The organism is Thermoclostridium stercorarium subsp. stercorarium DSM 8532 (assembly GCF_000331995.1).
GTDB lineage: Bacteria > Bacillota > Clostridia > DSM-8532 > DSM-8532 > Thermoclostridium > Thermoclostridium stercorarium.
In genome coordinates this window covers 1,802,830-1,818,689 of the sequence record NC_020134.1, presented here as the reverse complement: position 1 = coordinate 1,818,689, position 15,860 = coordinate 1,802,830, and the positions used below count along the sequence as shown (strand labels likewise).

Below are 15,860 nucleotides of genomic sequence, written 5' to 3'. Positions count from 1 at the left end.
TCTGCTTTTACTAAAGGTCAAAGGCCCACCGAAAGGTGGGTTTTTGACCTTTGGCTCAAAGAATGGATGACATCATTTTAAAATCTTCAATAACTCCTCCGGTAATCGGAGCAAGTCCTGAGTTGACAAAAACAGATCTGATCACCGATTTTGGGCCGTATTTCATACGTATTTGGTCAATGGATTTGTCCAAACGCCTTCTGCGTTCATTCAGCGGCTCAAACATTGAAATCTGAAATAAGTCGTTCGGAACCAGATCCGAAACGTGAACACCCATTCCGCGCAATGCTTCTCCCGTCCACATTTCTTCCATAAGCTGCGACGCACGGTTAAAAATCTGATATGTGTCATCGGTGGCTGTGGCGAACTTTCGTTGGTGGGATTTTCCGGTTAAATTTGTGTTTCTTAAATATACCGAGACCAGTTTTGCACAGTAACCCGCCTGACGAAGCCTCATGCCCACCATTTCGCACAAGGACAGCAGTACTTTTCTGGCTTCATCCGCCGAATCCACATCAAACGGAATTGTGGTTGAGTTTCCAATGCCTTTGATCGGCGGACGGGCGTCCGCTGAAACAGGGCTGTTTTCTATTCCGTTGGCGTAGTCCCGGATTAACTTTCCCCAGCTTTTGAGATGGTATTGCAATAATTCAGGATTGGCCTGCGCCAAATCCCCGATTGTAAATATATTGAGCCGGTATAGCTTCGGTGCGGTGGCAGGACCCACCATGAAAAGCTCCCGTACTGGCAACGGCCACATTTTTTCTTTTATCTCGTCAGGGAAAAGGGTATTGACCATATCGGGCTTTTTCAGTTCACTGGCCATTTTGGCAAGCAGCTTGTTGCTGGAAATACCTACATTAACGGTAAAACCAAGTTCGGTTTTTATTCTGTTTTTAAGCTTATAAGCCGCTTCCACAGGGTCGCCGTGGATGTTTTCCATACCGGTGTAATCAAGGAAAGCCTCGTCAATACTGTATACCTGTACATTGGGCGAAAAATCGTGCAGGATGTTTGTCATCGCATTGTGGCACATCATGTAAAGCTCGTACCGCACCGGAACCACAACAAGATTCGGGCATTTTTTTCTGGCGGTGTACAGCGCCTCTCCGGTTTGAATTGAATATTTCTTTGCAGGATTGCTTTTGGCAAGAACAATGCCGTGGCGGCTCTGCTCATCCCCGCCGACAACCGACGGTATTTCCCTCAGGTCTGTTTTTTCACCCATTTGAAGACGGTATACTGCTTCCCAGCTTAAATAAGCGTTATTTACATCAATATGCATTATAATTCTGTTCATATTGTGTTCACCGAACCTATTTTAACTCCGAACAAATGTTCTTTCAAATATTATTTTATGGTAAAAAAGGTTTCTGTATGCATGACTCTGGTTTTGTCGCTTTATTTCCAAAAAGCCGCGCGGGAAATGAAGTATTCATTCAGCTGAATTTGCATGCTTTCATATGTGCTGAAAGGATGCATAAACCTTGAAATGTGCCGGAACGGTGTTATATAATTACATAAAACATTTGCAATTTTTAGTCAGCCAGACAACTATATAAACCCGTATGAAACTATGATAATGCCGATTGGTGGTTATGGAGGAATGAAAGTAATGAAAAAGGTGATTTTAACAGGTGACAGACCCACAGGAAGGCTGCATATCGGCCATTATGTAGGATCGCTCAGACAAAGGATTCAGTTACAGAATTCGGGCGAATTTGATGAAATTTATATTATGATAGCCGATGCACAGGCACTTACCGACAATGCCGAAAATCCGGAGAAGGTACGCCAGAATATTGTGGAGGTGGCATTGGATTATCTGTCCTGCGGTATTGATCCCGAAAAGTCCACTATTCTCATCCAGTCCCAGATTCCCGAGCTTTTTGAATTAACCGCGTATTACATGAATCTGGTCACGGTTTCAAGACTTCAGCGAAACCCAACCGTTAAAGCCGAAATTCAGATGAGGAATTTTGAAGCAAGTATACCTGTTGGATTTTTGGCATATCCGGTCAGTCAGGCGGCTGACATAACGGCGTTTAAAGCCACAACCGTTCCCGTTGGCGAAGATCAGCAGCCGATGCTGGAGCAGACAAGGGAAATTGTGAGGAAGTTTAATTCGATATACGGTGAAACACTCGTAGAGCCTGAAATACTGCTTCCGGATAATAAAGCATGCCTCAGGCTTCCGGGAACGGACGGAAAGGCGAAAATGAGCAAGTCTTTGAACAACGCCATTTATCTGGCTGATTCCGAAGAGGAAGTAAGACAGAAAGTAATGGGCATGTTTACCGATCCGAACCATATAAGGGTGACAGATCCGGGAAGGGTTGAGGGAAATCCGGTATTCACCTATCTCGATGCTTTTTGCAGAGACGAGCATTTCGAAAGATATCTGCCCGAATATAAGAATCTGGATGAAATGAAAGCGCATTATACAAGGGGAGGCCTTGGTGACGTTAAAGTTAAGAAATTTCTGAACGCCGTCCTTCAGGAAGAATTGGAGCCAATTCGCAGAAGAAGGAAGGAATTTGAGAGAGATATACCTTATGTATATGAAATCCTGCGCAAGGGTACCGAGGCGGCGAGAGAAGTTGCGGCCCGTACGCTTGCGGAAGTTAAGAAGGCAATGAAGATAAACTATTTTGATGATTTTAGTTTGATTAATGAATATACGAATAAAATCAACAGATAACTTAAGGTTTCTGCGACGGTGAATGGTTATATAAAGTCATATTTGGATATAAATTGATAATATATAACAACATTTGACAATATTTGACATAAAAATACCCATGGAAATTTCGAAAAAGGTAAAAATATAGGACTAAAGACCTGTATAAGAGGCATAAATACTATTGATTAACCAAGATATTTGTCCTATAATGTTATTAAACGTAGTACTGTAGCACGGTTGATGCTTTATCAGAGGCGCGGGCGTAGGACGGGAGGATGGCAGAAGATGCCCATTACCGAATTTCTGGAGCGAAATGCCAGGTTATATGGCGACGAAAAATGTCTTACCGAAATAAACATGGAGGTTCAGGGAAAAAAGAATGTAACCTGGCTTGAATATGAACTTATAGAAAACAGTCCCTCAGGTTCATACCGGAGGGAGATGACGTGGAGAGAATTTGACGAGAAAGCAAACCGGCTTGCGAATTTGTTGTTAAAACGTGGGATAAAGAAGGGGGATAAGGTAGCCATCCTTTTAATGAACTGTATTGAGTGGCTTCCTATATACTTCGGAATACTTAAAGCAGGCGCGGTGGCGGTACCGTTGAATTTCAGATATACGGCAGAAGAAATAAGGTATTGTCTAAATTTGTCGGATGCGGTTGCACTTATTTTCGGACCTGAGTTTACAGAACGTATCGAGTTGATTTATCAGGATATTCCTGCTGTAAAAATGTTCATTTATGTAGGGGAAAAGACACCGTCATTTGCGGAGAGCTATGAAAGGCTTACGGCTGTCTGCCCGGCGGAAGCGCCAAAGGTAGACATATCCGACGATGACGATGCTGCAATCTACTATTCGTCGGGTACAACAGGTTTTCCAAAAGCAATTTTGCATGCGCACAGAAGCCTTGTATCGGCTTGTTACACAGAGCAGAAACATCATGGGCAGACGCGGGAAGATAATTTTCTGTGCATACCTCCGCTTTATCATACAGGCGCTAAAATGCACTGGTTTGGAAGTCTCATATCGGGAAGCAGGGCGGTTTTGCTTCGGGGTGTGAAACCCGAATGGATTCTGAAGACCGTATCAGAAGAGAAAATTACAATAGTTTGGCTTCTGGTACCCTGGGCCCAGGATATACTTGACGCAATTGAGCGAGGTGACATAAACCTCCATGATTATGATTTGTCGTCATGGCGGCTTATGCATATCGGGGCGCAGCCTGTTCCGCCCAGTTTAATCTGCAGGTGGAAAAAGTATTTTCCAAACCACCTTTATGACACAAACTATGGGCTTAGTGAATCAACCGGACCTGGATGTGTGCATTTGGGTGTTGAGAATATACATAAAGTTGGCGCAATAGGGAAACCGGGATATAACTGGGAAGCCAAAATAGTTGATGAGGACGGAAACCCGGTACCTCAGGGTGAAATAGGCGAGCTGGCTGTTAAAGGCCCGGGGGTTATGAAATGCTACTACAAGGATCCGAAAGCCACAGAAGAGGTCTTGAAGGACGGATGGCTTCTGACCGGTGACATGGCGCGCATGGATGAAGACGGTTTCATTTACCTGGTTGACAGGAAAAAAGATGTTATTATAAGCGGTGGCGAAAATATATATCCTGTTCAGGTTGAAGATTTCCTTCGTGCCCACAACGGAATTAAAGATGCCGCAGTCATAGGCCTTCCTGATCGAAGACAGGGAGAAATAGTCGCGGCAATTATAGAAACAAAACCAGGTATAAATTTAACCGAAAAGGATATAATTGAATATTGCCGGGACTTACCGCGTTATAAACGGCCAAGGAAGATAATTTTTGACAAGGTCCCGAGAAATCCTACGGGCAAAATTGAAAAGCCACTGCTTAGAGCAAAGTATGGAGCTACGCAAATAGTAGCAACCCAAACACAACTGTAGCTATCAAGAACGAGGCTCTTACCTTTCTTCTCCCCCCCCTAAGTCCGAATCGGACTAAAGGAGCCTCGTTTTTTAATATGAATTGATACGAATTTAACGGACTTAGGCTGTTATTGTAGGATAACAGTCTAAGTTTTTATTTTCTAAAACTGTTGGGCGGTTTTTCTGATAAAATAACATTGTAAAGGATAAAACAATGAAGCTGATATTTTGAGTTATGGGAAATACCGTAACGGAGGATTATTATGGCGCGGAATAAGGTAATAGTGGTTGGCGGCGGAGCAGCGGGACTTATGGCTGCAGTTTCGGCAAGAAGGACGGGAGCCGATGTCACAATACTTGAAAGGAATCCCAGGGTGGGGAAGAAAATTCTTGCCACCGGCAACGGACGCTGCAATTTTACAAATATATACGCGGATGTGAAACATTATAACGGGAAAAATCCCGGGTTTGTAAGCGGTGCGTTATCGGCTTTTACGGTCAAAGATACAATCCGTTTTTTTGAAAAGCTGGGAATAGAGCATAAGGTGGAGGAAAACGGAAAGGTTTTCCCGATGTCTGATCAGGCATCAAGTATCCTTGACGTATTTTTATATGAGCTTGATGACAAAAAAATAAATGTGGTTTGTGACTGTAAGGTAACGAATATTACCAAAAAAGGGGATATATTTCTGATTGATACCGAAAAGGGCGATTCATTTACCGCCCACAGTGTTATAGTGGCAACGGGCGGCAAGGCGATGCCGGCCTCAGGTTCGGACGGGAACGGGTATGAACTTGCAAAAAAGCTGGGACACAGGATAACAGATGTATTTCCCGCTCTGGTGCAGATTATGCTTGAGGGGGCGTTTTTCAAACGGATCGAGGGCGTAAAAATTGAAGGCACTGCCGAGGTAATACACAACAACAAGTCAGTGGCTAAGGACAGAGGGGACATTCTTTTCGCGAACTACGGCGTATCAGGACCACCGATACTTCAGATAAGCAGGAAAGCGGGAGAGCTTCTTAATGCAGGCAAGGAAGCTTATGTTAAAATAACCATTATGGATATGCCTGAAGAAAGACTTAGAAATATTTTAAAAAGACGTTTTGAAGATTTGCGCGACAAACCTTTGGATGTAAGTTTCATAGGATTTGTGAACAAAAGGCTTATTCCTGTTATATTGGCCAAAGCGGGAATAGATAATATTAAAAAGCCTGTCGCGGCTTTGACTGAAATCGAAAAGGAAAGTATAATAAAAATTCTGACCGACTGGAGAATGAAAATTCGCGGCACGAAAAGCTGGCCCAGTGCCCAGGTGACGGCCGGAGGCATCGATACGGGAGATATTGACGAAAACACAATGGAATCCAAACTGGTCAGGGGCCTGTTTTTTGCGGGCGAAATAATGGACATAGACGGCCAGTGCGGGGGCTTCAACCTCCAATGGGCATGGTCGTCGGGGTTTGTTGCAGGAAAAAATGCGGCGTTAAGGGGAATATCATGATTAGGGTTTCAAATATAAAAATAAGGCTTGCTGAAATTGATGATCCTAAAGATGAACTGCATGTTTTGAAACAAAAACTGCTGATAAAATTAAAAATTCCCGAAAAGGCTTTGAAACATTTCAGAATAGCGAAAAAATCGGTGGATGCCAGGAAAAAGGATGACATTTGCCTGGTATATTCGGTGGATGCGGATGTAAAAAACGAAGAATTGCTTTTTCGCAGGGCTGATGTTAAAGATGTGACATATACCCCCGATAAGGAAAACGAAATAATAGTGCATGGCAGCGAAAGGTTGGAAGAGCGTCCCGTCATAGTCGGAATGGGCCCTGCGGGGCTTTTTGCCGGACTTATGCTTTCAAGGCATGGTTACAGGCCAATTTTGGTCGACAGGGGTGAAGACGTCGATTCAAGGGTTGAAAAAATAGAGAAATTCTGGGATAAAGGTATCCTTGATCCCGAAAGCAATGTTCAGTTCGGAGAAGGGGGCGCGGGTACTTTTTCGGACGGAAAACTGACTACGCTGATAAATGACAAACGGTGCGCCGCAGTATTGGAGGAATTTGTTAAAGCAGGCGCGCCGAAAGAAATTATCTATCATTACAAACCACATATAGGAACTGATTTATTGAGAAGCGTAGTCAAAAACATAAGAAATGAGATTATAGCCAACGGCGGGGAAGTGAGGTTCAGAACAAAGGTTACGGATCTGATAATTAAGGACGGAAAAATTCATGCGGTAAGGCTTAACGACAATGAAACCCTGCGGTGCGGCGTTGTTTTGCTGGCACTGGGACACAGTGCAAGGGATACTTTTGAAATGCTGAAAAGACGTGGTGTAAATATAATTCCCAAACCCTTCTCAATAGGTGTGCGCATAGAACACCCGCAAAAGCTGATTAACTTCGCCCAGTATGGTGACGCAGCGGAACATCCGATGCTCGGCGCGGCAGACTATAAACTGGCATATCACTCGAAAAACGGAAGGTCGGCATATACCTTCTGCATGTGTCCCGGAGGATATGTGGTTGCCGCAGCGTCTGAACATAACGGTGTTGTGACGAACGGCATGAGCGAATACAAACGGGATGGGAGAAATGCAAATGCCGCACTGCTTGTTGGCGTTACCCCCGGGGATTTTATGAGTGATGATCCCCTTGCGGGAGTCGAGTTCCAAAGAAAGTGGGAAAGGCTTGCATTTAAGCTGGGCGGAGAAAGTTACATGGCTCCTGCGCAGCTTGTCGGGGACTTTCTGAACGACCGCAAAAGTACCGGTTTCGGCAGCGTAGTACCTACTTACAGGCCGGGTGTGGTACCTGCCGAACTTAAAAATTGCCTTCCCGCTTATGTCGTTGAAACAATGAAGGAGGCAATTCTGTACTTTGACAGGAAGCTGAAAGGTTTTGCCCTGCCGGACGGTGTTTTGACCGGCGTTGAGACCAGAAGTTCATCGCCGGTACGGATACTCAGGAACGAAAATTTTACGGCAAATATAGACGGCGTTTACCCCGTAGGCGAAGGGGCGGGATATGCAGGGGGAATTATGTCGTCTGCCGTTGACGGAATAAGAGTGGCGGAAAAAGTAATGGAAAAGTATTCACCGATATGATTTTAAACTTTTTTAGGGATGATTTATATGATTGATGTATGCCTGCTGGGAACGGGCGGAGTTATGCCGCTTCCCGAAAGATGGCTGTCGAGTGTGTTAATAAGATACAACGGAAGAATGATATTGCTGGATTGCGGAGAAGGAACACAGGTACCAGTAAAGATGGCGGGATGGGGCTTCAAGGCAATAGATGCTGTGTTACTTACCCATTATCACGGTGATCATGTGGCCGGTTTGCCGGGGTTGCTCCTTACAATAGGAAATTCAGGCCGGACCGAGCCTTTGATTTTAATGGGTCCCCCCGGTTTGAAAAAAGTGGTCGAAGGGCTGACGGTAATAGCTCCGGAACTTCCCTATGCCCTTCAGATTGTTGAGCTTCCGGAGGATAAAATATCCGAGAACCGTCTGAATGGTTTGGTAATCAGAAGCATTCCCGCCGATCACACCATTACATGCCTTAGCTACTGCGTTTTTCTTAAAAGGCAGGGGAAATTTGATGTGGAGAAAGCCGAAAAGCTCAGCATACCCGTTCGGTACTATAAGCTTCTTCAAAACGGCTGCGAGGTAAAAATAGGTGATCGGGTGATAAAACCCGAGATGGTGCTTGGCCCGGAAAGAAAGGGAATAAAGGTCTGTTATTGTACCGACACAAGGCCGACGGAATCCCTGGTTGAATTTGTCCGGGATGCAGATTTGCTGATATGTGAGGGAATGTACGGCAGTAACGAGGATTTTGAAAAAGCCGCGCAGAAAAAACACATGACTTTTCCCGAAGCTGCCGAAATTGCAAAAAAAGCAAATGTTCAGCGCCTGTGGCTGACTCATTACAGCCCGTCTTTGACCGAGCCGGGGAAATATATTCCGCAGGTGAGATGTATTTTTCCGAACGCAGAAGTTGCTACGGATTTGATTACAGCAACGTTAAGATTTAATTCGGAATGATTAACGTCCGGGGGGCAGTTGCTGTTTGGTCAAAACCGGGAACAAACGTATTTTTGGAAATAATAATATTTTTTGATTATGGAACAATTGAAATAATTGTGCTATTATAACAACGTCAAATCAGATATTGATTTCAAAGGGACCATAGAACAGCGCGGAATTTGAATTAACGTTTATTTGTTCGGTAACCGGAAGGGGAAAATCAGAATGGACTTAAAAAGAAAAAAATTAATTATTTTAACAATTTCCATTGCAATTTGTATAATTGGCGTCGGTTCGATATTTATTATAAATTATGTTAGGGCAAGCAATGTTGCAGAGGTAGTAACGGTCGAAGCAGGATCGCAAATGCCCGATGCGGGCATTTTTTACAGCGGCAGGGCGAAGAATGTAACATATGCTACCGATATTTCAACAATACCGCTGAATGTTCCGGGAATGTACGATATTAAAATAAATGTTGACGGCAGGGTTTACAAATCAAAAGTGAATGTTGTGGATACCACTGCTCCCAAAGGCGTGGTAAAAACTGTGGATTTGTACGAAGGAGAAACCGTTACACCCGAAGCGTTTTTTGAAAGCATAATCGATGCTACCGAAGTTACGGTGTCTTTTAAAGAAGAGCCTGATTTTAACAAAATAAACTCCCAGACCGTGAAACTGGTTTTAACCGATACGTCGGGGAATATGTCTGAATATGAGGCCACGCTCAGAATTTCGAAACTTAAAGAAGTTGTGCAGGTTGAAGCAGGTCAGGAGTCGCTGGATTTGGATATATTTTTAAAACCCAACGTAAATGCCCGGGAAATAACCCTTGTCAGTGGCCCTGATTCCCTTGACAAAGTCGGCAAATACCCTGTTTTCATAAATATTGACGGTAAAATATACGAATCAGCCGTTGAAGTAACCGACACAATACCTCCGCAGGGAGTGGCGGAACCGGTAACTGCATGGGTGGGCGACGCAGTTGAACCTGAAAAGTTCATTAAGGAAATTAACGATGCCACATCGGTCACCGTCAGGTATAAGGAAGAACCCGATTTCAACATGGAAGGCGAACAGGAGGTAAGCCTTGTTTTAACCGATGAGGGAGGAAATGAGACGGTTTTGCAGACCAGGCTCACCACCGTAAAAGACACCGAACCGCCGGAAATTTACGGAGATGATAAAGCAACAGCTTTTATAGGTGTGCCTTTTTCTTACAAAAAGCTCGTTTATGCTGAGGACAACAGGGACGGGGAAGTGCCTGTTTCCGTGGATGCCAGCCAGGTGAATTTAAAGGTTGAGGGCGAATATACCGCAATATTCACTGCCACGGATTCGTCCGGGAATACTGCCACGAAAGAAGTCACCATATCGGTGCGGCAGCCATCGGTTACTATGGAGGAACTGGAAAAACTTGCAGATGAGGTACTTGCCCGGATAACTACTGAAGATATGACACTGAGAGAGAAAGCATGGGCAATCTGGAAATATGTAAATACTCATATAGCTTACACCGGAAGTTCAGATAAATCTGACTGGATGAAAGAAGCATACAAAGGTATTGTTAAAGGTTACGGAGATTGTTTTACGTATTATTCGGTATCACAACTGCTGCTTAACAGAATAGGGGCGCAAACGCTCAGTGTTGAAAGGCTTACAAAACCCGGAGAAGCGCGGCATTATTGGCATATGGTGAATTTGGGTGACGGATGGTATCATTTTGATGCCACCCCGCAAATACGCAGGTTTGTGGCATTTATGGTGACTGATGAGGAATTGGAGGCTTATTCGAGAACTTACAAGGACAGTTATTATTACAGATATGATAAATCCAAATATCCCGCAACGCCTGAGAAGTAAAGCCGACCGCGCTATTGCATTTTAGGGGGCGGGCAAATTAAAGTAGACTCTAATTATGCAGGGGAGGAAATGCTTACGAAAAAGTTAGGGGTAATCGGTGGACTGGGGCCGTTAGCCACCGCCTGCTTTATGGAAATGGTGGTTAAAATGACGGATGCCCGAACCGACAGGGAACATATACCTATGATAGTATACAGCAAACCTTCGATACCCGACAGAACGGATTTTATTTTGGGCAAAAGCAGTGCTGATCCGTGCACTGATATGGTGGAAATCGGGAAAATACTCGAAGAACTTGGAGCAGACTTTATAGCCGTTCCGTGCGTAACCGCATATTTTTTCTACGAACGTCTTTGCAGGGAGATTAATGTGCCGATTATCGACATGATCGGTGAAACGGCCATTTACCTGAAAAACAGCGGTGTCAGCAGGGTTGGTATAATGGCGACGGACGGCACCGTTACGGGAGGTTTCCTCAGAAAAGGTCTCGAAAAATATGGATTGGAAGTGGTTCAGCCTTCAGCTTCAGGGCAGAAGCTTGTAATGAATATGATATACAATGGTGTAAAAGCCAATATGCCAATTGTGATGGACGAGTTTTACGCCGTTAAGAATGAGCTTTTGGAGGCAAAAGCTGAAGTTATAGTGCTGGGGTGTACCGAGTTGTCTGTCATACACCGGGACTATGATATAGGGCCGGGTTGTTTGGATGCAATGGAGGTATTGGCTCAGAAATCTGTTCTGTTTTGTGGCGGAAAAATAAAAAATGAGTATCGGAAGCTTATAACCTGAAAAGGACACGCTACCACTTTTAATCCAAATGCATTGTTTTTACCGTAGATTTATAAAAACATACAGTGTATAATTATACGCGAGGTGCTTGAAATGGGAAGGCAAATAAACATACTTGAATATCTGGAAAATATTGTTAAAATATATCCCGACAAAATCTGCTACGCAAACGAGTCAGAAGGTTATACGTTCAGGCAGGTATATAACAGTGCAAGAGCTGTTGGAACTTTTCTCCATCATCAGGGACACTACAGAAAACCTGTGGTTGTTTTTATGAAGAAACATCCGAAGGAGATTATAGCCTTTCTCGGGGTTGTTTATTCGGGAAATTATTATGTGCCTATTGATGAGGAAATGCCTGTTCACCGTATTGAATTAATATTTGCCAACTTGTTGCCCGAAGCTGTTATATGTGACAAAACCACGGCGGATTTGGTTAAAAAGTTTAATTATGATAAAAAAGTTTATCTGTATGACGACATAGTTAAGACAAATCCCGATGACAAAGCCTTGCAGGAGATTTTTGACAAAACCATAGACACCGATCCCATATATGTGGTGTTTACATCGGGTTCGACGGGTGTGCCGAAGGGCGTTGTGGCATGTCATCGTTCGGTTATCGATTATATTGAAAGTTTCTCGGAAGTTTTGGGGGTTAGCTCCGACACCGTTTTCGGAAACCAGACTCCGCTTTACGTGGACGCGTCGCTGAAAGAAATCTATCCTACGCTGAAATTCGGCGCAACGGCATACATAATCCCCAAGGAACTGTTTATGTTTCCGATAAAACTGGTGGAGTTTCTGAATGAAAAGAAAATAAACACAATATGCTGGGTTGTTCCGGCCTTAACAATGATATCGGGGCTCGGGGTGTTTGAAAAAATAAAACCAAAATACCTTCATACCATTGCCTTTGGAAGCGAAGTTTTCCCGATGAAGCAGTTCCTTATGTGGAGAAAAGCCCTGCCGGATGCGAAATTTATAAACCTTTACGGTCCTACTGAAGCTACGGGGATGTCGTGTTATTATATAGTGGATCGTGAATTTACCGAAAACGACGTGATACCGATAGGAAAACCGTTTAAAAACACCGATATCATTCTTTTGAACGACGAGAACAAGCCTGTAACGGCTCCAAACGAACCGGGGGAAATCTGCATACGCGGTACATCGTTGACTTTGGGATATTACAGGGATTTTGAAAGAACAAATGAAGTTTTTGTTCAAAATCCGCTAAATGACCTCTATCCCGAACTCATATACCGTACCGGGGACATTGGGAAATACAACGAAAGAGGAGAACTGGTTTTTGTTTCAAGAAAGGATTATCAGATAAAGCATATGGGACACAGAATTGAGCTGGGGGAGATTGAGGCTGCTGTCGGAAGGATGGATGGAATAGTAAATGCCTGCTGTATTTTCGATGACGTAAATAAGAAAATTGTGCTTTATTATACCGGCGTGCCTTCCAGAGCCGATGTTATCAATTTCGCAAAGGAAAAGCTTCCGAGATATATGCTTCCCCATATTGTTGAAAAACTTGACGTGATGCCTCTTACTGCAAACGGAAAAATAAACAGGCTTTTGCTGAAGGAAAAATATATGGACGGAAAGAAGGGTTAATTATGGAAACATTACTGAAAATTCTGGAAGAATTACATCCCGAAGTGGATTTTAAAACCGAAAAGGCGCTTATAGATAATAAAATATTGGATTCTTTTGATATCATTACATTAATTACCGAAATAAATGAAGAATTCGGCGTAAGAATACCTGTGGACGAAATAGTACCCGAAAACTTTAATTCGGCGGAAGCATTGTATAAACTTATTCAAAGGCTGCAGGATGAGGGTTAGGTAATATGCTGTTTACATCATATGGGTTTATTCTTTTTTTACTGGTATTATTTATACTTTATTATGCAATACCCATAAAATACCAGTGGGTTCTTTTGCTGATTGCAAGCTTCACCTTTTACAGCTTTTCAGGCTGGGATAATGTTGCGTACATCACTGTAACAATCATTGTTACATATATAGGTGCGACGAAAATCGGACAGCTTCACAGTCAGCAGGAAGCTTTCCTTAAGGAGAACAGGGACAAGCTTTCGAGAGAGGAGAAAAAGGCATATAGGGAACAGGTGAAGTCAAAGCAAAAGAAATATTTGATTGCTTGTCTTTTGCTGGATTTGGGAATTTTGGCGGTACTGAAATACACTAATTTTGTTATATCCAATATCAATTCAGTTCTGAGGGTGTTTAAAGCCGGCGAAATATCATTTTTGGACATAGCCCTACCGATGGGGATTTCATTTTATACATTCCAGGCGGTGGGATATCTGGTTGATGTATACCGCGGCAAGTACCCTCCTGAAAAAAATTTAGGGAAATTTGCCCTTTTCGTATCCTTTTTCCCGCAACTTGTACAGGGACCCATAAGCCGGTTTGATGATCTGGGAAGGCAGCTTTACGGCGGGCACGTTTTTGATGCAAAAAATGTTTCGTTTGGTATTCAGAGAATACTGTGGGGATTTTTCAAGAAACTTGTTATAGCGGATCGGATTTTGCCCGCGGTCAGGACGATAACCCAAAACCCGGACACTTACCAGGGAATCTATGTTCTTCTTGGAATGGTGTTTTACGCTGTGCAGCTTTATGCCGATTTTACCGGAGGTATTGATATTACGATTGGTATTGCTGAGGTTTTGGGGATTAAAGTAAAAGAGAATTTTGAACGTCCGTTTTTCTCAAAATCCACTGCGGAGTACTGGAGAAGATGGCATATAACAATGGGAACATGGTTCAGGGATTATGTGTTTTATCCTGTGTCCATAAGCGGGTTTATGATGAAGGTTTCAAAGTTCTCAAGGGAAAAACTCGGCGAAAAGATCGGGAAAAAGGTTCCTGTATATCTGTCAACCATTATTGTGTGGTTCGCAACGGGAATTTGGCATGGTGCAAGCTGGAATTTCATAGTCTGGGGGCTCCTGAATTGTCTTGTAATAATTGTATCGCAGGAATTGGAACCTTTTTACGCCTGGTTCCACAGCAGATTCAATGTCCGTGAAAAGTTTCTGTTTAAATTGTTTCAGGTTGGCAGGACTTTCATTCTGATGTCGGCGATAAGAATACTCGACTGTTACAGAAATGTTCCTGTAACTTTCCGGATGTACCGTTCACTTTTAACCAAATGGAATGTTAATGAGCTGTTTAACGGCGCGCTGCTGGAACTCGGGCTTGAGAAGACTGATTATTACGTTCTGATATTTGGTATAATTATTATGATTACCGTAAGCCTTGTCCAAAGAAGCGGAAGCATCAGGGAAAAATTGGCGGCAAGGCCGTACATTGTCCGTTATGTTGCCTATGTCGGACTGTTTATCTCAATAATAGTTTTTGGGGCTTATGGTATTGGATATGACAGCAATCAGTTTATTTACAATCAGTTTTAACGGAAAGTGGATGAGGTATGAGAACGGGTAAGAAAATCGCAAAGTGGGTTGTGTCTGCGTTAGTTACAATAGTATTGCTGGGACTGCTTCAGAATCTTTTAATGCCCAAATACATGACAAAAATATTGGAAGGAGCCTTAATTTCCGAATACTATCGCGAAAAAAACAAGGAGCACGACGTAATTTTTATCGGTGACTGTGAAGTGTATGAAAATTTTTCGCCTGTGACTCTCTGGCAGGAATACGGTATAACCAGCTTTATACGGGGCAGTGCACAACAGCTTATATGGCACTCTTATTACCTCCTTGAAGAAACCCTTGCGTACGAGAAACCCAAAGTTGTGGTTTTTAATGTGCTGTCGATGAAGTATGACAAGCCTCAGAAGGAAGCTTATAACCGCATGGCGCTGGACGGTATGCCGCTGTCGCTGTCAAAACTTAAAGCAATAAAGGCTTCGATGATGGAAGATGAGCAGTTTATTACCTACCTGTTTCCCATTTTGAGGTACCATTCAAGGTGGAGCGAACTTTCGACTGAAGATTTCAAATATCTGTTCAGAAAAGACAATGTGACCCATAACGGATATCTTATGCGGGTTGATGTAAAGCCAGTTACTTCGATACCACAGCCCAAAAAGCTTGCAAATTACAGATTCAGTGACACCTGCTATGAATATCTTGATAAAATGACAAAACTGTGCAAGGAAAACGGTATAGAACTTGTTTTGATTAAGGCCCCGACTCTTTACCCTCACTGGTACGATGAATGGGATCAGCAGATTGAGGAATATGCCCGGAAAAATGATCTTTTGTATATTAACTTTTTAAAACATGTTGATGAAATAGGAATTGATTACCAAACTGATACCTATGACGCGGGATTGCACCTGAATCTGTCGGGGGCCGAAAAACTGTCCAGGTATTTTGGAAAAATTTTACAGGAACAATTTGACCTTCCCGACCGTCGAAATGATGAAGAGCTGAGTGAGGTTTGGGAAGCGAAATGCGAACGCTACAACCGGGAAATGGAAGAACAATATGCAGAGTTGGAGGAATTTGGATATCTTAAGGCCTTCAGCGCCGGAAGAGATGACAATTAGACAACTGGAAAATTAAGAGTAAAAGAGGAGGAT

General features: G+C 43.2%; 12 protein-coding genes. 11 read left to right on the top strand and 1 reads right to left on the bottom strand.

Annotated elements, in window-relative coordinates:
• Positions 1–55: 55 nt before the first annotated feature.
• A complete protein-coding gene (locus CST_RS07895) occupies positions 56–1,300 on the bottom strand; it encodes a DNA polymerase Y family protein (protein WP_015359345.1) in 1,245 nt (414 codons plus the stop codon).
• A gap of 315 nt (positions 1,301–1,615) precedes the next feature.
• Between CST_RS07895 and trpS the strand changes: the two genes are divergently transcribed.
• From trpS to CST_RS07840, 11 genes are all read left to right on the top strand, one after another.
• Positions 1,616–2,701 (top strand): tryptophan--tRNA ligase, encoded by a 1,086-nt coding sequence (gene trpS / locus CST_RS07890; protein ID WP_015359343.1) that lies wholly within the window; start codon positions 1,616–1,618, stop codon positions 2,699–2,701.
• Between the two features lie 267 nt (positions 2,702–2,968).
• Positions 2,969–4,603, top strand: a complete 1,635-nt coding sequence (locus CST_RS07885) for a class I adenylate-forming enzyme family protein (protein WP_015359342.1) — start codon at positions 2,969–2,971, stop codon at positions 4,601–4,603.
• A gap of 245 nt (positions 4,604–4,848) precedes the next feature.
• Positions 4,849–6,090: a BaiN/RdsA family NAD(P)/FAD-dependent oxidoreductase gene (locus tag CST_RS07880; protein WP_015359341.1), complete on the top strand. Its 1,242-nt coding sequence runs from the start codon at positions 4,849–4,851 to the stop codon at positions 6,088–6,090.
• Complete coding sequence (locus tag CST_RS07875; protein WP_041746570.1) at positions 6,087–7,697, top strand: NAD(P)/FAD-dependent oxidoreductase; 1,611 nt, start codon at positions 6,087–6,089, stop codon at positions 7,695–7,697. Before CST_RS07880 ends, CST_RS07875 begins: the two co-directional genes overlap by 4 nt.
• Positions 7,698–7,724: 27 nt before the next feature.
• Positions 7,725–8,639, top strand: coding sequence for a ribonuclease Z (locus tag CST_RS07870; protein WP_015359339.1), 915 nt, complete (start codon positions 7,725–7,727; stop codon positions 8,637–8,639).
• A gap of 207 nt (positions 8,640–8,846) precedes the next feature.
• Positions 8,847–10,484 carry a transglutaminase domain-containing protein gene (locus CST_RS07865; RefSeq protein ID WP_237266306.1) on the top strand — a complete coding sequence of 546 codons (1,638 nt, stop codon included), beginning with the start codon at positions 8,847–8,849 and terminating at the stop codon, positions 10,482–10,484.
• A 69-nt stretch (positions 10,485–10,553) separates the two neighbouring features.
• Positions 10,554–11,276 (top strand): aspartate/glutamate racemase family protein, encoded by a 723-nt coding sequence (locus CST_RS07860; RefSeq protein WP_015359337.1) that lies wholly within the window; start codon positions 10,554–10,556, stop codon positions 11,274–11,276.
• 93 nt (positions 11,277–11,369) lie between these two features.
• Positions 11,370–12,899, top strand: a complete 1,530-nt coding sequence (locus CST_RS07855) for an AMP-binding protein (RefSeq protein WP_015359336.1) — start codon at positions 11,370–11,372, stop codon at positions 12,897–12,899.
• 2 nt (positions 12,900–12,901) lie between these two features.
• Positions 12,902–13,132: an acyl carrier protein gene (locus CST_RS07850; protein WP_015359335.1), complete on the top strand. Its 231-nt coding sequence runs from the start codon at positions 12,902–12,904 to the stop codon at positions 13,130–13,132.
• A gap of 5 nt (positions 13,133–13,137) precedes the next feature.
• Entirely contained in the window at positions 13,138–14,727 is a 1,590-nt protein-coding gene (locus tag CST_RS07845) for an MBOAT family O-acyltransferase (RefSeq protein ID WP_015359334.1), read from the top strand.
• A gap of 17 nt (positions 14,728–14,744) precedes the next feature.
• On the top strand, positions 14,745–15,827 hold the full coding sequence (locus CST_RS07840; protein WP_015359333.1) for an SGNH/GDSL hydrolase family protein: 1,083 nt from the start codon (positions 14,745–14,747) through the stop codon (positions 15,825–15,827).
• Positions 15,828–15,860 lie beyond the last annotated feature (33 nt).